The organism is Pedobacter sp. JY14-1 (genome assembly GCF_029269825.1).
In the GTDB taxonomy this organism is placed as follows: domain Bacteria; phylum Bacteroidota; class Bacteroidia; order Sphingobacteriales; family Sphingobacteriaceae; genus Pedobacter.
Genome location: NZ_JARJHU010000003.1, coordinates 407,816 through 427,036, shown reverse-complemented (window position 1 = coordinate 427,036; position 19,221 = coordinate 407,816). Strand labels below are relative to the sequence as shown.

Genomic DNA, 19,221 nt, shown 5'->3' with positions numbered 1-19,221 from the left:
CGGTTTACTCTTTACAAATATGCTTAATATTGTGCTATGTTGACAGGAAAAAAGGAAAGGGTGATTATGGGCATCGATCCGGGGACCACAATTATGGGATACGGAGCGATACTCGAAAAAGGTAATAAGATTGAACTGATTACACTTGGCGTGGTCAGGCTCGACCACCTTGATGACCATTTTCTTAAACTGCAGCGGATATTTGAAAGGACCACCGCCTTACTTGCGCAATACCAACCGGATATACTTGCGCTGGAAGCTCCATTTTACGGCAAGAATGTACAGGTCACACTCAAGCTGGGCCGTGCCCAGGGTGTAGCTATGACAGCTGCGCTCGCACGTGACATCCCTATAGCAGAGTATGCACCAAAAAAAATCAAGCAGTCTATAACCGGCAACGGAAACGCCAGTAAAGAACAAGTAAGTGCAATGCTTCAGAGATTACTCAATTTCAAAGAAACACCTGAATTTCTTGATGCCACAGATGGACTTTCAGTAGCTGTTTGTCATTCCTTTCAGCGAAGTAACAATGATGCTAAGGGAAAAAGCTATTCCGGATGGGAAGCGTTTGTCAGAGACAATAAAACACGGCTAAAATAACAAAGCCCCTCAGTATAACTGCAGGGGCTTTAAATCTATTTTAAGATAACTTAGGCAGCCAGAATCCTGAATACACCTTTACAGGCAATGATTGAACCGATCAGCAGAATCGCCCAGGATACAATAGAAAGCATTGTAGAATCAGCAGCAAAACGAAGATATACGCCAACAATACCTATAAGGGTACCAATCGTAATCAACTTGTAAATTGAAAGCTCATTAGCGCGCTTCATGCTCTCTGTGTTGTGCTTTGGTGTCTGTTCCATTTCAAATTCTGTTTATACCTGTAAAAGTAATATTTATTTAATAATTCCGTATAACTTATCCGTTAAGAGCAGCTGCACCGCTCACAATCTCTGTCAACTCGGTAGTAATCGCCGCCTGACGCGCCTGGTTATAGGAAAGCTTCAGGGCCTTCAGTAGGTCTCCGGCATTTTCTGTCGCTTTATCCATAGAAGTCATCCTTGCTCCGTGTTCCGAAGCATGTGAATCAAGGACAGCCTTATACAATTGAATCTTGATCGACTTAGGAATTAGCTGCGCTACGATTTCTTCCTGAGAAGGCTCAAGAATATAATCTGCACCAGAGATCTTGGCATCTGCATCCGCTTCCTGATTTTTAGGTAAAGGAAGTAGTTGCTCGGTTGTCAATATCTGCACGGCTGCGTTCCTAAACCTATTATAAACCACTTCAACCCTGTCAAAATCACCTTTTACAAAGCCATACATTATAGCCTCGGTAATTTTAGTAACATTTTCAAATGTAAGATCCGTATAGATATCGTTATTATTGCCGATTACCTTATAGTTACGCTTCTCGTAAAAATCCTGGGTTTTCTTACCTATTGCAATAATGCTAACATTGCCCTTTTTATATTGCTCACTGTATTTTTCAGCGATCAGGTTATTTGCCGTCTTGATTACATTCATGTTGAACGCACCCGCCAGGCCACGGTTAGAAGAAACGGTAACGATCAATACCTTGTTCGGTTCACGCTCCTGAATAAAAGGTGAGGAAGAACCTTCCAGGCTTGCAGAAAGGTTTCCCAGGATCTCCTTCAGCTTGGTTGCATAGGGCCGTAGCTGCACAATCGCGTTGGTGGCACGCTTAAGTTTCGCAGCCGAAACCATCTTCATGGCCTTAGTGATCTGCTGCGTGGACTGAACAGATGCAATACGGTTTCTTACTTCTTTTAAATTTGCCATTTACTTAATATTTTCCTGAAAGCTCTTTGGCTACAATCTCCAATACCCCTGTAATTTCATCATCAAACTTACCGGCTTTAAGGGCCTTCAAAGTCTCAGGGTGACGCAATTCCAGTTGCTGCAAATATTCAGCCTCAAATTCCTTCACTTTATTTACCGGGACAGAACGCATCAGGTTCTTAGTTCCCACATAAATAATCGCTACCTGTTTTTCAACAGTCATTGGCGAAAATTGTCCCTGCTTCAGGATTTCGACGTTACGTGCACCCTTATCCAGTACAGATTTAGTCGCAGCATCCAGGTCTGATCCAAATTTAGAGAAGGCTTCCAGTTCACGGTACTGGGCCTGGTCAAGTTTAAGCGTACCAGCTACTTTCTTCATCGACTTGATCTGGGCATTACCACCTACACGGGATACAGAAATACCCACATTGATCGCAGGACGTATACCAGAGTTGAACAGGTTACTTTCCAGGAATATCTGACCATCGGTAATAGAAATTACGTTAGTTGGAATATAAGCAGATACATCACCAGCCTGTGTTTCAATGATCGGCAGCGCAGTCAGTGAACCACCGCCTTTCACGATACCTTTGATGGACTCAGGGAGATCGTTCATTTCACGCGCGATATCGTCGTTTGAGTTAATTTTAGCAGCGCGCTCCAGTAAACGGCTGTGCAGGTAAAATACGTCGCCCGGGTAAGCTTCACGGCCAGGAGGACGACGTAGCAGCAGAGATACTTCACGGTAAGCTACTGCCTGTTTAGAAAGATCATCATAAACAATCAGCGCAGGTCTTCCGGTATCACGGAAGAATTCACCGATAGCTGCACCTGAAAAAGGTGCGTAGAACTGTAGTGGTGCAGGTTCTGCAGCAGAAGCCGATACGACAACCGTATAAGGCATCGCGCCGTTCTCCTCAAGCGTACGCACAATGTTCGCAACCGTACTTGCCTTTTGGCCACAAGCTACATAGATACAAAAAACCGGCTTGCCTGCTTCATAAAACTCCTTCTGGTTAATGATCGTGTCGATACATACCGCTGTTTTTCCGATCTGACGGTCACCGATCACCAGCTCACGCTGACCACGGCCGATAGGGATCATTCCGTCGATAGCTTTAATACCAGTTTGCAGAGGCTCAGTAACCGGCTGACGATAAATTACACCGGGCGCTTTGCGCTCAATCGGCATTTCGTAAGTATCGCCAAGGATAGGTCCTTTACCATCGATAGGCTCACCCAGTGTATTAACTACACGGCCCAGCATACCTTCACCCACCCTGATCGAAGCGATCTTCTTTGTGCGCTTAATGGTATCACCTTCCTTGATATTATCCGAAGGTCCCAGAAGAACCACACCAACGTTATCTTCTTCAAGGTTAAGAACGATACCCTGCAGGCCGTTCTCAAATTCAACTAGCTCACCGGATTGTACCTTGGTCAAACCATACACACGGGCAATACCATCACCCACCTGTAATACGGTACCAACTTCTTCCAGTTCAGCCTCTGATTTGAAGCCCGCCAATTGTTGCCTGATAATTGCCGATACTTCGTCTGGTCTTACCTCTACCATAGTTTTATGTTATTTCTTTTGTAAATCAGTAATGTTATTTGTTACCCCTGGGCACTACGCGATACCCTGGGCAAATTCTCTTTTAAGTTTGTTCAGTCCATGCAGGATACTTGCATCAAACTGACGGTCACCAACCTTCAGGATAAAACCGCCGATCAGTTTCTCGTCTATCTTCTGCTTTAGTACTACTTCGCTTGCACCGGTTTCACGCTTAACAATAGTTATAATTTCCGACAAACTAGATTCAGAAAGCTGGGAAGCAGAAGTCACATCAGCCGTAACGATACCCTTTTTTGCATTGTATTGTGTAATAAATGCCCTGGATGCGCCGAAAAGGATTGAAGAACGGCCTTTACGCACAAGTTGCCTGAAAAAAGCACTGGTGATTGCATTTACCTTACCATCAAACAAACCAGATAAAATACCAGTTTTTTTATCCAGTGGTACTATCGGGTTTTTCAGTATCGCTTCAAGCTCTGGATAGCTGTCTATTACCTCTACGATCAGCGCCATGTCATCCCTTACTTCCTCAAGCGCATGGCGCTCAACAGAAAGATCCAGTAATGATTTTGCGTATCTTGATGCTGCCTTATTTTCTAACATGATCCTTATATCTTATCAACTGCCGCTCAGTTCAGTTCTACGTCCTTTAAAAGATTAGATACCAGTTCCTGTTGTTTAGACTTATCATCCAGTTGGTTGCGCAGCACACGCTCAGCAATGTCCAGCGAAAGTGCAGAAACCTGGCTTTTCAGCTCAGACAAAGCCGCTTTCTTTTGGTTTTCAATCTCAATGCGGGCCTTTTCAATAAGTTTCGCACCTTCATTGTGGGCCTGAGTCTTTGCCTCCTGAACAATGCTATCCTTCAAAGTCTTCGCTTCCTTCAGTATACGGTCACGTTCTGCACGGGCCTCCTTCATTAATTCTTCATTCTGCGCAGTAAGACGAGCCATTTCCTGCTTCGCAAGTTCAGCCTTGTTCAAGGCCTCGTCAATTGACTGCTCACGTTCATGGATTGCAGAAAGAATAGGCTTCCATGCAAATTTCTTCAGCAAAATCAACAAGCAGATAAATGCTATCGCGGTCCAAAAAACTAATCCTATACTGGGGGTTACTAATTCCATCTTATATTACTTTATGCTTACTCTTCTACGTTAAAAACTGTTGGATAACCAATCGTCATCCAACAGTTTGTAATCTCAGTTTGAATTATTGAGGATTGATTCCTAATAATGCAACTACCACACCGAACAGCGCAGCACCCTCGATAAGGGCAGCAGCGATAATCATTGCAGTCTGAATTTTTGATGCAGCCTCTGGTTGACGGGCAATACCTTCCATTGCCTTTCCACCTACCTGACCGATACCGATACCGGCACCGATTACTGCTAAACCGGCGCCTATCGCCGCGATTGAACCTACCATAACTAATTTAATTTATATAGTTTTTAAAAAATAGTTTTCAATTAATGATGCTCTTCCACCGCCATCCCAATGAACAGTGCGGTAAGCAACGTGAATATAAAAGCCTGCAAAAATGCCACCAGCAGTTCCAGTACGTCCATAAACAACACGAAAGCGACAGAAACAGGGGCAATGGCCAAAGTCTTAAAAATAAAGATTAGCGAGATCAGACTAAGCACGATAATGTGACCAGCAGTAATATTCGCAAACAAACGGATCATCAGGGCGAAAGGTTTAGAGACCACACCGACCACCTCTACGACCACCATTAGCGGCCATAACCAGAAAGGAACATGAGGAAGGAAAATATGTTTCCAGTAATATTTGTTACCATTGATGTTTACAATGATCATAGTAAACAGTGACAATGTAAAGGTGAGTGATATGTTCCCGGTGACATTCGCGCCTCCGGGGAAGATCGGGATCAGACCCAGCAGGTTATTCACCCAAATAAAGAAGAAAACCGTAAGCAGGTAAGGCATGAACCTCGCATGCTTATGACCAATATTCGGCTTCGCAATATCATCCCTTACAAAAATAATAATGGGCTCGATCAGGGACTGCAAGCCCTTAGGAGCCTTACCGGAACGTTTTTTATAAGCAGCAGCAACCGACACAAAGATCACAACAATAATCAGCACTGCCAGAAACATCGCCGCAACATTCTTGGTGATCGAAAAATCCACTACTTTACCGGAAATCGCCTCGTCAACATGACCATCAGCACCGACAACCTTTATCTTGTCCTCTACTAACCTGTAAGTATATTTTGAAGTATAATCATGTTCGCCATGATGAAATTGGCCTGACGAGAAAAAATCCAGCCCCTGAGGAGTATAAAGGATTACAGGGAGCGGAAGCGAAGTATGACCCCACAAATGCCACATATGGGAATCCGCAATATGTTCCATGATTACCTTGGTGGGCTCAAACTTTTCATTTTCATGACCACCTGCCGCATGTTCGCCTTCACTGTGAACAGCCGCATGACCAGCCCCGGAAGTGACAGTATCAGCATGGACAACAGCAGCCACACTGTCAGCAACCACACCTGTAGAGTCTGCCTGAGCAAAAGCAACGGACGAACCTGAGAAAACCGCTAAAAAAAGCGCAAAAACAACAATTAACCTATTCACTTTAAACTCGAAAACGTGGCTACAATCCATTTAGTCGCAGATTTTTACTATTTATTTTGGTGGCGCAAGTTACGTAACAGAGCGTATATTTCAAAGAAGGAAAACAATAAATATAAAGAAAAAAAATTCAACACAAAAACCAACCCTCTTTCCTGCGTTTTAAGACTGAAAATCAGCACAAAAGCCATTAAAAAAAACATTTTAACTACAATCGCGCCCATAATCATCATTATCCCAGATTCAGGGCTTTTTTTCAGACCAAAATCTGCCACCAGGTAAGCAATTAAAGTAGCCCCTGACACTATTCCGTAAATCAACCAGAAATGCCTGGTCAGCAAAACCTCGTCCGGGAATAAAAACGGAACAGCATAGGCCACCAATGCGATGAACAAGCAATATATTAAATAGGAAAGAGAGAAACGGGCTATACTCAAAGTCAGATCTTTTTTTTGCAAAAGTAAATAGAAACCAACACTTTCAACAACTATGACCCGTTTTTATTTAATTGCTTCACCACCTGATAAAGTGCAACCCCAACCCCGATCAGACTCAACCCGGCAGTAAACATGGGCGTCTTACTCCCGCGGAATTTGTCAATCTTATAGCCTGCCAGGGCAAAAAGCCCGATGATAGCGATCATTTGAAAACTAATTCCTGAATACCGTGCAAAAACACCAAGTCCATTTTTCCTGCGATTATTGTCGTCCATCACTCAAGTTTTAAATAAAATATCTTTTGATGAAGAAGTTAGAAATGAATAGAATATTTTTGTATGCATGAGATACTATGCCATCCCTGGTTTAAAGTTATTATTATTTTCTTTTTGCATATGCATCATTTTTGCGTGCAGCCCGCAAAAAGACACCGCGCTTGGCAGAGGTATGCAAAACCTGACGGCACGTTACAATTATATCTATAATTCCGGAGTATTACTCACCGACCATCAGCAGTCCCTGCTCGAAGAAAACGACGACAACTACGATCAGATCCTTCCATTATACATCGGACCCGAACCGGACAACAGTCAGCCCGGTGGCTCACTTAACCTGAAACCAATGGAAGATATCATCAGAAAAGCCCAGGCCATCATTCTTGAAAAAAGCAACAGTAACTATCTTGATGAAGCCTATATCCTTCTTGGCAAGGCCAATTTCTTCAACGGGAATTATTATAATGCGGTAGAGTATTTCGATTATACAGCGAAGACTTACCGGAACAACACCGGCAGTTATCTCGAAGCCCTCAACTGGAAAGCGCGCAGCCTTATGCAACTGAAACGCATCAGTGAAGCCAATGATGTACTCGATACGCTTGAAGCTGTAATACCTGCTATAAAGCAAAAGAAAAAACTTGCGGATGGTTATGCCACCCTTGCCCAGATGTGCATTTACCTCAAAAATCACGAAGCAGCCACATCTTATCTTAAAGATGCGATCAGGACAACTGCCCAAAGCCAGAACAAGATACGCTGGACTTACATTCTTGCACAGCTCCTGGAAAGCCAGAAACAGTATAAAGATGCTTTCTCTTCTTATAAGAGGATACAGCACAGCAATGCTCCGTTTGAAATGTACTTTAATGCAAACCTTAGCCAGATCAGGCTACGTAACCTGCAGGGAATACCAGGTTCGGACAATGACAAAGCATTATTATCCTTACTGAAAGACGACAAGAACACAGAATACAACGACCAGATCTATTTCCAGGTTGCAGAAAACCACTTTGCCAAAAGCGAATACGGGGAAGCAGAAAAATTCTACGGCCTTTCTATCCGGAAAAGTACCAGCAATCCCTATCAGAAGGGACTTGCATATCTCAGAATAGCCGACCTCAGTTTTAAGCATTTGAAGAACTACCTCAAGGCAAAAGCCTATTATGACAGCGCCGTAAACACGTTACCCAAAAGCTACCCGGGCTATGACCTCATTCTGAAAAAAAGTCAGAACCTCCGGTACCTTACCAACCGGCTTGAACTCATTTCTATTGAAGATAGCCTGCAATATATTACTCAACAGCCAGAAGAAGTTCGTGCAGCATTGATCGATGCACTGGCAAGCACTGCAACAGACAAACAACCTGTACAGCCTGCAAATAATGGTTATAGCAACACAGTCCCATTGACGCCCGGCACCGGCAGGCAGCAGGTTCAGAGCACTTTTTACTTCAGTAATCCCGCTGCAGTCAGTATGGGATTTAATGACTTTAAAAAAAGATGGGGCAACAGAAAACTAGAGAACAACTGGCGGCAAAGCGTCAGGTTATCTTCACAGGAAACCACCCAGGAAGTTATCGCCAATACAAGCAATCTCCAAGACCCTGACCTGGTAGTTCCGGTTTCCAGAGACAAAGAAACCCTGATCAGGCAATATACCGAATCCCTCCCGCTCAACCCGGAAAAATTATCAGTATCCAACCAAAAGATACTTGATGCCTATTATGAAATTGCCAATTTCTACCTGCAGGAACTGCAGGACCCGACCGAAGCAGAACGCACCTACCAGGCCTTACTCAAACGGTTCCCGCAAAATAAATATCAGGACGCCATATACTATAGCCTCTTCCTCATTAACAAAAGTTCAAACGAAGCAAAGGCAAATGAGTACAGAGAAAAAGTACTTCGTGATTTCCCGGCCTCTGTTTATGCCAGGACCATACTCGACCCCTCTTTTTCTGTTAAACAATCCGCGCTGGAAGCGGCTGTCAATCAAAAATATAATGAGGTTTTCGACCTTTATCTGAAAAAGGAATTCCCAAATGTCATCCATCAGGTCAATGAAAATGATCAGAGAAACAAAAATCACTTGTCTCCACAGTTTGCCTATCTGAAAGCTATTGCCATAGGGCGCACCAGCAATGTCGACAGTCTGATCAGCGCATTCGATTCCATCACTACTCAATTCCCTGAAGACAAGCTTATTACACCACTTGTAAAAGAACACCTGGGATACATCAACGCCCACTTGTCCGATTTCCGGAAACGGCCAGTAGCATTAATCGATTTCGACCCTAACGAACCTCCGTTTGTCCAGCAGAATACTCCGGGCCCCATCATAACACAAAGCCAGCAGGTAAGCAAAACCACTCCGCCAATAACTTCACCGGTCAGTAAACCTATACCCGACGCTGCTGTCGCTGACACCAGGATCAAACCAGTGGAACCGCCTAAGGTAACTGGTCCTTTCAGTACCGCGAAATCCTCTGTTTATTATTATGTCATTGAAGTTTCTGATGCTTCACTCACGCTCAGCTCCTCCCGGTTCGGTATCGGACAGTTCAACCGCGGCAACTACGCAAGCAGCAATTTAAAGCACCAGCTCAAAGAATTTGACAATGAACAGCTCATTTATGTAGGTAACTTTAGTAATTTTGAAGACGCTGAAACCTATTCAGGCGGCATTACACCTCAGCTAAAACAGATCATGAAAGTTCCTGCAGGTATCTACAGCAGCTTCATTATCAGCAAGGAAAACTTCGACAAGATCTCCAGTAAAAGGCTGCTTGACCAGTATTTAGAATTTTATAAAAGCATTTATCAGAAATGAACAAACCACTTTCCCAGGCAGACATCAGAAGATACAATTTTAACCTATGGAAAATTCTTATAGGAGCACTGTTGATATTTGCCTTGTTCATCGTCGCCATTGGCTTTGGCGTATTTGGTGAGTTGCCTTCCTTCCGCGATATCGAACACCCGAAGAGCAATCAGGCTTCAGAGATCGTTACCGACGATGGCAGAGTACTTGGCACCTATTTTATACAAAACCGGTCCAATGTCGCTTACTCCGAGATCTCTCCAAACGTCATCAACGCCCTTATTGCTACCGAAGACATCCGCTTTCTGGAACATTCCGGTATAGACTTCAAAAGGACATTTACCATTGTCCTATACAACCTGATTGGAAAAAAACAAGGTGGCAGTACCATCACCCAACAGCTTGCCCTCAACCTTTTTTCTGAAGAAGGCCGGCAAAGAAATATCTTCAAACGTATGCTGCAGAAGTTTAAAGAATGGGTCATTGCCGTCAAACTTGAACGTAACTATACTAAGGAAGAGATTATTGTCATGTACCTCAACACCGTAGATTTCGGGAACCAGGCATTTGGCATCAAATCAGCAGCAAGGGTATATTATAATACGACACCTGACAAGCTCACCGTCCCACAGTCAGCGACGCTCATCGGCATCCTGAAAGGCATTACCAGGTATTCTCCTACCAGAAATCCCGACCGGGCATTTGCCAGAAGGAATACGATTATGGGGCTTATGGCCGATGCGGGGTTCATTACTTCCCAGCAGTACAATAAAGACAAAGAACAACCTCTTGGCCTGCAATTCAACGCAGCAACTGTAAATGAAGGTATCGCCCCTTATTTCAGGGCCGTACTGAAAAGCGATATCAAGAAAATATTTGAAGAGCGCTCCATTACGAAACCTGACGGAACACCCTATGATCTCGACCGCGATGGCCTGCGTATCATTACTACCATTAACTACGACATGCAGGTGTATGCAGAAGAAGCCCAGAAAGAATATATGAAAGAACTCCAGGCGTCCTTCATTAAAAGCTGGAAAGGGCGCAACCCATTCAAGGGTAAGGAACTGCAGATTGAGATGGGCATCAAACGTTCCGACCGCTATAAAGCCCTGCAGCTTGAAGGAAAATCAGAAGAAGAAATCCGCCAGGACTTTAATACCCCTACAAAACTATCCATATTTACCTGGAAAGGCAATATAGATACACTGATGAAACCCATCGATTCCGTCCGGTACTATAAGATGCTGCTCCGGAATGCCATGATGGCAATGGATCCCCAAACCGGCTATGTAAAAGCCTGGGTGGGTGGCATCAACTATGAGCATTTCAAATATGATCAGGTAAAAATGGGCACCAGGCAGGTTGGTTCTACCGCCAAGCCATTTACTTATACGGTAGCGGTGGAGAACGGTTACTCACCCTGCTTTACGGTATTGAACGAACCCGTTACCATAGAAGTACCCGGAAGCCAGCCATGGACCCCAAGATCAAGCGGTACGGTACCTGGCTATCTTACCCTCCAAAAGGGGCTTGCATTATCTCAAAACTATATAGCAGCCTATCTGATGAAGCAGGTTGGCCCAACAGCTGTTGCTACCCTGGCCAAGAAAATGGGCATTACCTCTGAAGTACCCGCTTACCCATCCATCGCACTCGGCTCATTTGATGCTTCCGTCTACGATATGGTAGGTGCCTACAGTACGTTTGCCAACAAAGGGGTCTGGACTAAGCCAACTTATATCCTGCGCATCGAAGACAAAAACGGCGTGGTATTGCACACAGAGAAACCAATTCCCGTACCCGCCATGAATGAAGAAGTTGCTTATGTCATGACGCGCATGCTGCGCGGCGTGGTTACCAACGGCACCGGCTGGCGACTGGCAGGACGTTATGGCGTCAAGGCACCTATAGGAGGTAAGACCGGCACCACCCAAAACAACTCAGACGGATGGTTCATGGGCATTACGCCGCAATTGGTAGCAGGAGTATGGACAGGTTGTGAAGACCGTGCATTTCACTTTACCAGCACTGCCCAGGGAGATGGAGCAACTACTGCACTGCCTATTTTCGCAGGCTTCATGAAACGTGTGTATGCGAATCCGAAGCTCAAAATCAGCCAGGCCGATTTTGAGCCACCTAAGAATGGCGTTTCCATCATCTACGATTGCAACCAGTATCAGCAACAGCAAGACCAGACCACTGAACTAGATGAGAAACTGGGTTTCTGATCCAACTTATCCCATATTTTACATGAGTGCCTTTGAGTATAAGAAAGCGATCGCCGATATCCCTCATAAACCTGGAGTTTATCAATACTGGGATGCTGAAGGTACGCTAATTTATATAGGCAAAGCCAAAGACCTCAGAAACCGCGTCGGTTCCTATTTCAATAAGGACACTCAGATGAATGGTAAAACCCGTGTGCTTGTCTCGCGCATCCGGAAGATCACCTTCACCATTGTTGATACTGAAATAGATGCCTGGCTACTTGAAAACAGCCTCATCAAAAAGCATCAGCCGCGGTACAATATCATGCTCAAAGATGATAAGACCTACCCTTGGATCATCATCAGAAAAGAACCCTTTCCCAGAGTGTTCTGGACACGTAAAATGATCAAAGACGGCTCTACCTACTTCGGTCCCTATGCTTCGGTAGGTATGATGCACACCATACTCGACCTCATCAGGGAAACCTATCCATTGCGCACCTGCAACCTGCCGCTTACACCTGAAAATATCAGCGAAGGCAAGTTCAAGGTATGCCTGGAATACCAGATAGGCAACTGCAAAGGCCCTTGCCAGGCCTATCAGTCTACTGATGATTATGACAACAACATTGAAGAGATAAAAGATATCCTTAACGGCAAGGTAGGCAATGTCATCAAAAATGTCCGAAAAGTCATCAAGACAGCAGTCGAAGCGCTCAATTTCGAATACGCCCATCAGTACCAGCTTAAGCTGCAGATACTCGAAAAATACCAGAGCAAGTCCACTGTCGTCAATAGTGCCATTACCAATATTGATGTCGTCAGCATAGCCTCCGATGAACGATATGCCTTCGTCAATTACCTCAAGGTAATGAACGGAAGCATTATCCAGACCCAAACCATCGAGATTAAAAAGCGTCTTGATGAAACAGACGAGGAATTGCTCACCATCGCCATTACTGAATTCCGGACCAAGTTTCACAGTACCTCCAGAGAAATCATCGTTCCTTTTGAAATTCCCTTCCTCGATGAAAACCTGAAGTTTACCGTACCTAAGCTGGGGGAAAAGAAAAAATTACTTGAGCTTTCACAAAAAAACGTCCTCTTCTTCAAAAAGGAAAAACTCAATCAATACGAAAAACTTAATCCAGACCTCAGGACAGAGCGTATCCTGTCTCAAATGCAAAAGGATCTGAGACTAACTCAGCTCCCCCATCATATCGAATGTTTCGATAACTCCAACTTCCAGGGCAAATATCCAGTTTCAGCTATTGTTGTATTTAAAGATGCAAAGCCTTCCAAAAAGGACTACAGGCACTTCAATGTCAAAACCGTGGAGGGCCCCAACGATTTTGCGACCATGGAAGAAGCAGTCTATCGCCGTTATAAGAGAATGCTGGAAGAGGAAAATACACTCCCCCAACTGATCATTATAGACGGCGGTAAAGGACAACTCTCCTCTGCTTTAACTAGTCTCAGGAAACTCGGCATAGAAAAACGTGTCACTGTCATTGGCATTGCAAAAAAACTTGAAGAACTCTATTATCCCGGCGACTCTTATCCGCTTTATCTTGACAAGAAATCTGAAACCCTGAAAGTTATCCAGCAACTGCGTGACGAGGCACATCGCTTCGGCATTACCTTCCATCGCAAAAAAAGAGATCAGGGCACCTTAAAAACCGAACTTGAACAAGTCCCTGGTATTGGAAAAACGACTGCAGACAAATTACTGCGACATTTCAAATCTGTCAAAAAGATAAAAGAAGCCAGTGAATCCGAGCTTTCAGCAATACTGACTAAAAAGCAAGTCCAGACATTACTTACCCATTTCGCACCGCAATAAATACAGATGGTCAATCCCGCGCATTACCCGGAACCACAGTAGGGAACGCGAAAACTCAATTGATAAACGCCCTAATATTCCCAGAGACTCTGTTCAAAATCTGCGACCGACTTCTTGATCCGCTCAGACTCATAAAGCTTTCTCGGATCCTTTGGATCCGTTATCCCCAACATTTCACCAATGTTCTTATTGCTTGGATTGCTCTCTTTCACAATATAACTGTAGAACAACCTGCGCACAAAGAAATCATCAAAAGTCAGCGTTGAAGCATCATTAAACGGATTCATTAACCGCTTAGCGCTTAGCAATTGCCTGGCTTCATCATAATAGATCCAGAATACAGGCTGCCAATTCCCCTCGACCATTTTCATCGGTGCAATGCCCACGATCCTTGGTTCAAAAATGGACCGCTTTGTGTCCAATATCCAGTCTTCCTTGATCCTGTATTTCAAAAACTCCTCTGATCTCAGCCGTCCAAGTTTAGGCGCTGCAATCTGGCCCGTAAGCGAATCAGCTTCACCTTCTACCATACCTCTTGCATTTTGCAATGCCTGTTGTGCAGTTAGTGCAATTTTAAAGGAGTCATTATCATCAAGTAACTTTCCAGCAGTTGTATCCTTGCTGGAATACGCAGTAAGCTCCTCATTGCCAATTGCCTCCAGTAAAACATCGATCAACTTTGCACCTTCTGCGCCCAGTACCGAATTCATGGTATCCCTCAGGTCAATTTCCCGCCATATGCGCTTAGAATAAAACACATCCTCATCACGTACGTCAGGATACGGTACCATGACATTGCTATCGATATCCTTCCTTGCAGAAAAACCATCCTTAGGCGGTGTCTTTAACTTAGACCGCTTTGCGGAATCCGTACGGACAGAAAGGCTGTCCTGGGCAATTAGGCCTGTACTCAACAGGACCAGAAAAACCAAAATACCAAAGATCCTTTTCATAACTGCTATTTTGCACTAAATGTGATCCCATCCAGCACTTTCTGTCTGCCATCCGGTCCTTCACATACAATATCCTTAAAAATAATTGTCGCACCAGGTTTCAATGAATTTAACGCTCCCTTTATCTGTGCGCTAAATCCTGCACCTGAGTTCTGCATGGTTACCGCATCCGATCGAGGATTGATGAAAGTCACAGCAAAACGGACAACATTGAACTTTACATCAAATACAAAGTCCTCGAGCTGAGTTTCCAGCACATTAGAACCAGAAATAAATTCTAGGGGAACATTTCCGCCTGATTTACCTTTAACATAAGCCCTTGGTGTAGGTAAGGCCTTTACTCTGAATTGCTGAGTCCCCAGGTTCAAAGTCTTGCCGCCGTTACTTGCCGAAACATTGACCGACAAAGTCTTACCCACCTGTGTGCCTGGAACGTTAACCGTGTATTTTCCATTACTGCCTGATATTGAGCCTCCGGAAATCGTCGCATGTACGCTTTCAAGCGGAAAACCCGCAGCCGAAACCGAGAACGGGTTCGGTATACCTGCATAAATCACATTCATTTTATCCGGGGAAACCGTAGCAGATGGCTTAGCAACCTGGTAAGTCTGCTCCGCTGTAGGATACTCCTTGATCTGCCCGTCGGTTTGTCTCACACGCACTACACCTTTCCACTTAAACACGCCAACACTACCCGTAGGTCCTGTATAAAGTGCCTTACCATCCTTGACAGGCAGGCTGCTGCCATTCACTGTAATCTCTGGGTTAGACCTGGAATCACTTGCCGTCAGGAAAACCTCTGCTGTATACGGCTGGCCCTGAACAATGTAGGAACTGGGTGCCACAGCAACCGCTGAAAACTGGTCCAGATTTACCATCGCTTTGTCCATGTTGCCAAACAGCTTCTTCACAATCTCCGCCTCAGCGTTCTTAACATCTGATTGGATCTTAGTCAAAATCGTATTCGCGGCAGTCAGGGGAGTGCCCTCACCAAAATTGATCTCCTCCCATTTTTTTGTCCTGTTGATCGCCTTCTCTGCATCCTTTGCCTCCAGTGTAAAGGTCACACCGGCCCGGTCCTTTTCATCCAGCAGTGCAATCAGCTTTTGACGGGTTTCATTGATCTTCGCCTTCAGCTTCACTCCCTCCTTCTGATTCAGCATGATGCTTTGCGCAATATCCATATTGTCGCGGCGCTTAAGGTCGCCAGTCTCCTCATCTATACCGTCACCCTCACGCTCAAACCTGTCCTTCAGTTTCTGCACATAATTATTCAGATCATCTGCGTAAGCCTTCGCCTGGTTAGCCTTTTCCCATATCGGTTTCGCCCTGGCCGGCTCATCTTTCAGCTTTGTATTTTGGAAAGAAGAAAATAACTGGTCAATACTGGTATTTACATTCGTCCTGGAATTCTCAAGACTATCATTAATATTTTTAAATGCGTTTAATATAGTGTCCGATACATTCAACGCAAGCATTGCCAGCAACACCAGGTACATGATGTTGATCATCTTCTGCCGCGTCGTTTCTTTTCCTCCAGCCATTTTAAAGATCTGTTAGTTTATAAAAATAAGAATAATTCGGGCCATCAATTATACGCGCGGCTGGTTCATCGCAGAAAGCATATTGCCGTAAATCGCATTCAAAGAAGCCAGATTTTTCGCCAGTTTACCAACTTCTTCTTTAAACTGCTTAGAATCCTCCATCGACTCATTGAAGTTATTCATCGTTAGTGAAAGATTCTGATAAAATTTGTTCATCGATTTCAGGTGTGCACTTGAATCCTGAAGTTCCAGCTCATACACTGCATTCAAAGCGGAAAGATTCTTAGCGAGTGTGTTTACCTGTTCATGATATGCCTGTGATGCCACATTACTTTCACCCATTTCTACCAATTGAGCCGTAGCCTTTGCAAATGCATTGTTTAAGTTGTCAAAGCTCGCCGAGGCGTTCCTTACTTTACCCGTAAACTCCGAAGTTGCCGCAGAAGCATCCGCAACACTAGAGATCGAAGCCACCTTATCACCAAAAGTCCGCAGGCCATTGCCCAGACTCTCGATCAGTTCAGGTCCGATCTTTGCGTCCGTCAGCATTTTATCCAGAGCGGCGGTCGAAGAAAAGGAAGGGGCAGCAACAGCTGCCGGCCTTGCAGAAGCTTTAGGAAGTTCTCCGTCAAAGTCATCACGAAGTTCCGGGTAGACCCGATCCCAAGGCAACTCTGATTCCGGCTGTCTGAAACCTGTCAGGAAGAACAGGAAAGCTTCCACAGCCAACCCTGCACCGATCGCCCAGTTACCAAATGCCCCGCCAATGTGCAAAATCTTAAACAGAGCTCCCAGAATCACCACACTAGCACCCCAGGAAATTGCCACATGCAACCAATCAAATTTTTTCTTTGCCGCCATATAAGTTTAATAAAATTAGAAAATAGGAATAATTAAGATTAGTAATTAGTTTCTGTAAGAAATATCGGTACCCGGATAAGCCGAAATACATCTGAAACCGATATATGACCTTGCCTGATCCTGATATTCATAGGTAGCAACGGCATTTTGCAGAAAAAAACCGATATCCTTCCAGGAACCGCCTTTAACTACCTTTCGCTTCATGTATTTACTATCATTAGTCTTAGCCACATAGGTGAAGTTCGGGTTAAAGTCCATGAGCATCGGAGAAGCACTCTGATTATAAGCGGTCACCGTCCATTCGGCAACATTACCTGCCATATTATATAATCCATAGTCATTTGGGAAATAAGACTTTACATTAACTGTATACATACCTCCGTCATCAGAATAGTTTCCTCGTCCAACTTTAAAATTAGCTTGCATACATCCCTTCGCATTGCGCACATAAGGTCCACCCCAGGGGTATTTAGTTTTCACGTTTCCACCCCTCGCCGCATATTCAAACTGCGCATCACTGGGCAACTGGTATTCGGGCCTTGCATTCAGCGGTTGTTTTCTAGCTACGGCAACAGATTCATAGAAACGGGTCCTCCATACGCAAAAAGCAGATGCTTGTTCCCACGTCACCCCTACTACCGGGTAATCATCATAAGATGGATGGTTAAAGTAAGTCTTCACCATCGGATCATTCTGGGAATAGGAATAGTCTGCTTTCCATACCATAGTGTCAGGGTATACCTGGATCGAAGGATGATGGTTCGGGTTGTTCGGATCGGGTGTATCTGTATAGGTAACGATGAAATCCTGTCTTTTTTTGTTAGGATCCTTTCTTCCTTCAGCAGCAAGATCCATACTCACATAGCTATAAGCATAACGCAATCTCCTAATGTCAACTTCATTCCTTCCAGGAATAGCGTCTGCACCGCTATAATACATGTCCGTCAGTTTATTGCCAAGCCCGTTACCTTTCGTGCTCCAGAGTGCGGAACCATTACCTACCTTGCGCCAGTCAATATTACGTTGTGCCGTTGCCGCACCAGGTCCCGCATTTGCAGGCGCCGGCTTATAGTATTGCGGTGCGCCGCCGGGCCCGAGCATCGTAATCGCCACAGAATCACGCACCCAATTTACAAACTGGCGATATTCTGCATTTGAAATCTCGGTCTGGTCCATAAAGAAAGCGCTAAACGAAGTCATCTTGCTGGGCGAAGTCTGACCACCTGTAATATCCTCATCCGACATCCCGATCAATGTACGTCCGGGTGGAATGTAAACCATTCCAAGCGGTATACGGTTATTCCTGAATTTCTTATTATAAGCACCGACCAGTTCTCCCTGGCCACCTTTCCCGCAGCTGGCAAGCATAACGGTAACAGCAAGGCAACCCAGCAAGTATATATTCCTCATAGTATAGTCAAAGCAATTTTATAACAATTTTATCGATAATCATTGAAATATACAATTATTAATGATAAAAGAACGCTTTAAATATAAAATCAGGCAGTAGCTATTTATTGGATTTCTTAATATAATTCTCGATGGCCATGATCATCGACGGAGCTTCGGGAGTTGGGGCTGCGATATCCACAATCAGGTTCGCATCTAGAATTGCCTTGTTCGTATTGGCCCCAAAAGCAGCAAGGCGTGTATTATTCTGTTTAAATTCGGGAAAATTCACAAATAAAGACTGAATGCTCGAAGGGCTGAAAAAGGCGATTACATCATAAAACACCTCCGCCAGATCAGAAAGATCGGAAACTACTGTGCGGAACAACACTGCAGGCGTAAAATTATATCCGTTCTTCTGCAGGAAGTTCATCGTATCCTCTGTAGCCACATCAGAACACGGATAAAGGAATTTCTCTCCGGCATGCTTCTTCAGTACCTCTGCAAGGTCAGCCGCAGTTTGTTTACCAAAAAAGATCTTACGCTTCCTGTACTGGATATACTTCTGCAAATACAATGCGGTCGATTCAGAAATACAAAAATACTTGAGATCGGCAGGGACATCATATCTCATTTCCTCACAAATGCGAAAAAAATGGTCAACAGCATTACGACTGGTGAAGATCACAGCAGAAAAATCGCCCAGATTTACTTTATCCTTTCTGAATTCCCTCGCCGGGACACCTTCAACATGGATAAAAGAGCGAAAATCAATTTTCAGGTTGTATTTCTTTGCCAGGTCAAAATAAGGAGACTTCTCAGTTTCCGGTTTTGGCAAAGTCACCAAAATACTCTTCACCTTTCGCAGTCTATCTTCTGTCTTTTCTTGCATTTTAACAAATT

Annotated in this window: 18 protein-coding genes; 4 read left to right on the top strand and 14 right to left on the bottom strand. The window is 44.3% G+C overall.

Going from position 1 to position 19,221, the window contains the following annotated elements; all coding sequences use genetic code 11:
• The first annotated feature begins 36 nt into the window (after positions 1-36).
• Positions 37-600, top strand: coding sequence for a crossover junction endodeoxyribonuclease RuvC (gene ruvC, locus P2W84_RS07915; RefSeq protein WP_276089584.1), 564 nt, complete (start codon positions 37-39; stop codon positions 598-600).
• Between the two features lie 50 nt (positions 601-650).
• On the opposite strand, the gene P2W84_RS07910 is transcribed toward ruvC, so the two are convergent.
• The 9 genes from P2W84_RS07910 to P2W84_RS07870 all read right to left on the bottom strand — a co-directional run bounded on the left by P2W84_RS07910 (position 651) and on the right by P2W84_RS07870 (position 6,694).
• Entirely contained in the window at positions 651-866 is a 216-nt protein-coding gene (locus tag P2W84_RS07910) for a hypothetical protein (protein ID WP_276089583.1), read from the bottom strand.
• Positions 867-921: 55 nt separating this feature from the next.
• Positions 922-1,806 carry an ATP synthase F1 subunit gamma gene (gene atpG / locus P2W84_RS07905; protein WP_276089582.1) on the bottom strand — a complete coding sequence of 295 codons (885 nt, stop codon included), beginning with the start codon at positions 1,804-1,806 and terminating at the stop codon, positions 922-924.
• A gap of 4 nt (positions 1,807-1,810) precedes the next feature.
• Entirely contained in the window at positions 1,811-3,385 is a 1,575-nt protein-coding gene (gene atpA / locus P2W84_RS07900) for a F0F1 ATP synthase subunit alpha (protein WP_276089581.1), read from the bottom strand.
• Positions 3,386-3,439: 54 nt separating this feature from the next.
• Complete coding sequence (gene atpH / locus P2W84_RS07895) at positions 3,440-3,988, bottom strand: ATP synthase F1 subunit delta (RefSeq protein ID WP_276089580.1); 549 nt, start codon at positions 3,986-3,988, stop codon at positions 3,440-3,442.
• 26 nt (positions 3,989-4,014) lie between these two features.
• A complete protein-coding gene (locus P2W84_RS07890; RefSeq protein WP_276089579.1) occupies positions 4,015-4,509 on the bottom strand; it encodes a F0F1 ATP synthase subunit B in 495 nt (164 codons plus the stop codon).
• Positions 4,510-4,594: 85 nt separating this feature from the next.
• Positions 4,595-4,810, bottom strand: a complete 216-nt coding sequence (gene atpE, locus P2W84_RS07885) for an ATP synthase F0 subunit C (protein WP_276089578.1) — start codon at positions 4,808-4,810, stop codon at positions 4,595-4,597.
• Positions 4,811-4,851: 41 nt separating this feature from the next.
• The gene (gene atpB / locus P2W84_RS07880) at positions 4,852-6,015 is read right to left on the bottom strand and encodes a F0F1 ATP synthase subunit A (RefSeq protein WP_276089577.1); all 1,164 of its coding nucleotides are present in this window, start codon (positions 6,013-6,015) and stop codon (positions 4,852-4,854) included.
• Positions 6,016-6,032: 17 nt separating this feature from the next.
• Positions 6,033-6,377, bottom strand: coding sequence for a hypothetical protein (locus P2W84_RS07875; RefSeq protein ID WP_276089576.1), 345 nt, complete (start codon positions 6,375-6,377; stop codon positions 6,033-6,035).
• 92 nt (positions 6,378-6,469) lie between these two features.
• On the bottom strand, positions 6,470-6,694 hold the full coding sequence (locus P2W84_RS07870; protein WP_276089575.1) for an AtpZ/AtpI family protein: 225 nt from the start codon (positions 6,692-6,694) through the stop codon (positions 6,470-6,472).
• A gap of 172 nt (positions 6,695-6,866) precedes the next feature.
• On the opposite strand from P2W84_RS07870, the gene P2W84_RS07865 reads away from it, so the two are divergent.
• From P2W84_RS07865 to uvrC, 3 genes are read left to right on the top strand one after another with little or no spacing between them, the layout of a single operon-like run.
• Positions 6,867-9,527, top strand: a complete 2,661-nt coding sequence (locus P2W84_RS07865; RefSeq protein WP_276089574.1) for a tetratricopeptide repeat protein — start codon at positions 6,867-6,869, stop codon at positions 9,525-9,527.
• Positions 9,524-11,749 (top strand): transglycosylase domain-containing protein, encoded by a 2,226-nt coding sequence (locus P2W84_RS07860; protein ID WP_276089573.1) that lies wholly within the window; start codon positions 9,524-9,526, stop codon positions 11,747-11,749. Before P2W84_RS07865 ends, P2W84_RS07860 begins: the two co-directional genes overlap by 4 nt.
• A gap of 22 nt (positions 11,750-11,771) precedes the next feature.
• Complete coding sequence (gene uvrC, locus P2W84_RS07855) at positions 11,772-13,571, top strand: excinuclease ABC subunit UvrC (protein ID WP_276090074.1); 1,800 nt, start codon at positions 11,772-11,774, stop codon at positions 13,569-13,571.
• 71 nt (positions 13,572-13,642) lie between these two features.
• On the opposite strand, the gene gldN is transcribed toward uvrC, so the two are convergent.
• The 5 genes from gldN to P2W84_RS07830 form a co-directional block, all read right to left on the bottom strand.
• On the bottom strand, positions 13,643-14,524 hold the full coding sequence (gene gldN / locus P2W84_RS07850; RefSeq protein ID WP_276089572.1) for a gliding motility protein GldN: 882 nt from the start codon (positions 14,522-14,524) through the stop codon (positions 13,643-13,645).
• Positions 14,525-14,529: 5 nt separating this feature from the next.
• Positions 14,530-16,068, bottom strand: coding sequence for a gliding motility protein GldM (gene gldM / locus P2W84_RS07845; protein ID WP_276089571.1), 1,539 nt, complete (start codon positions 16,066-16,068; stop codon positions 14,530-14,532).
• A gap of 48 nt (positions 16,069-16,116) precedes the next feature.
• Positions 16,117-16,929: a gliding motility protein GldL gene (gene gldL / locus P2W84_RS07840; protein ID WP_276089570.1), complete on the bottom strand. Its 813-nt coding sequence runs from the start codon at positions 16,927-16,929 to the stop codon at positions 16,117-16,119.
• A gap of 45 nt (positions 16,930-16,974) precedes the next feature.
• Positions 16,975-18,339, bottom strand: a complete 1,365-nt coding sequence (locus tag P2W84_RS07835; protein WP_276089569.1) for an SUMF1/EgtB/PvdO family nonheme iron enzyme — start codon at positions 18,337-18,339, stop codon at positions 16,975-16,977.
• A 100-nt stretch (positions 18,340-18,439) separates the two neighbouring features.
• The gene (locus P2W84_RS07830; RefSeq protein WP_276089568.1) at positions 18,440-19,210 is read right to left on the bottom strand and encodes a uroporphyrinogen-III synthase; all 771 of its coding nucleotides are present in this window, start codon (positions 19,208-19,210) and stop codon (positions 18,440-18,442) included.
• Positions 19,211-19,221 lie beyond the last annotated feature (11 nt).

Bases quoted from the DNA above. Each gene is read 5' to 3' on its own strand.
- P2W84_RS07835 (WP_276089569.1), bottom strand. From the start codon at position 18,339: ATGAGGAATATATACTTGCTGGGTTGCCTTGCTGTTACCGTTATGCTT.
- gldN (WP_276089572.1), bottom strand. From the start codon at position 14,524: ATGAAAAGGATCTTTGGTATTTTGGTTTTTCTGGTCCTGTTGAGTACA.
- uvrC (WP_276090074.1), top strand. From the start codon at position 11,772: ATGAGTGCCTTTGAGTATAAGAAAGCGATCGCCGATATCCCTCATAAA.
- gldL (WP_276089570.1), bottom strand. From the start codon at position 16,929: ATGGCGGCAAAGAAAAAATTTGATTGGTTGCATGTGGCAATTTCCTGG.
- P2W84_RS07910 (WP_276089583.1), bottom strand. From the start codon at position 866: ATGGAACAGACACCAAAGCACAACACAGAGAGCATGAAGCGCGCTAAT.
- P2W84_RS07860 (WP_276089573.1), top strand. From the start codon at position 9,524: ATGAACAAACCACTTTCCCAGGCAGACATCAGAAGATACAATTTTAAC.
- P2W84_RS07830 (WP_276089568.1), bottom strand. From the start codon at position 19,210: ATGCAAGAAAAGACAGAAGATAGACTGCGAAAGGTGAAGAGTATTTTG.
- P2W84_RS07865 (WP_276089574.1), top strand. From the start codon at position 6,867: ATGCAAAACCTGACGGCACGTTACAATTATATCTATAATTCCGGAGTA.
- atpG (WP_276089582.1), bottom strand. From the start codon at position 1,806: ATGGCAAATTTAAAAGAAGTAAGAAACCGTATTGCATCTGTTCAGTCC.
- ruvC (WP_276089584.1), top strand. From the start codon at position 37: ATGTTGACAGGAAAAAAGGAAAGGGTGATTATGGGCATCGATCCGGGG.
- P2W84_RS07870 (WP_276089575.1), bottom strand. From the start codon at position 6,694: ATGGACGACAATAATCGCAGGAAAAATGGACTTGGTGTTTTTGCACGG.
- atpA (WP_276089581.1), bottom strand. From the start codon at position 3,385: ATGGTAGAGGTAAGACCAGACGAAGTATCGGCAATTATCAGGCAACAA.
- atpE (WP_276089578.1), bottom strand. From the start codon at position 4,810: ATGGTAGGTTCAATCGCGGCGATAGGCGCCGGTTTAGCAGTAATCGGT.
- atpH (WP_276089580.1), bottom strand. From the start codon at position 3,988: ATGTTAGAAAATAAGGCAGCATCAAGATACGCAAAATCATTACTGGAT.
- P2W84_RS07890 (WP_276089579.1), bottom strand. From the start codon at position 4,509: ATGGAATTAGTAACCCCCAGTATAGGATTAGTTTTTTGGACCGCGATA.
- gldM (WP_276089571.1), bottom strand. From the start codon at position 16,068: ATGGCTGGAGGAAAAGAAACGACGCGGCAGAAGATGATCAACATCATG.
- atpB (WP_276089577.1), bottom strand. From the start codon at position 6,015: ATGGATTGTAGCCACGTTTTCGAGTTTAAAGTGAATAGGTTAATTGTT.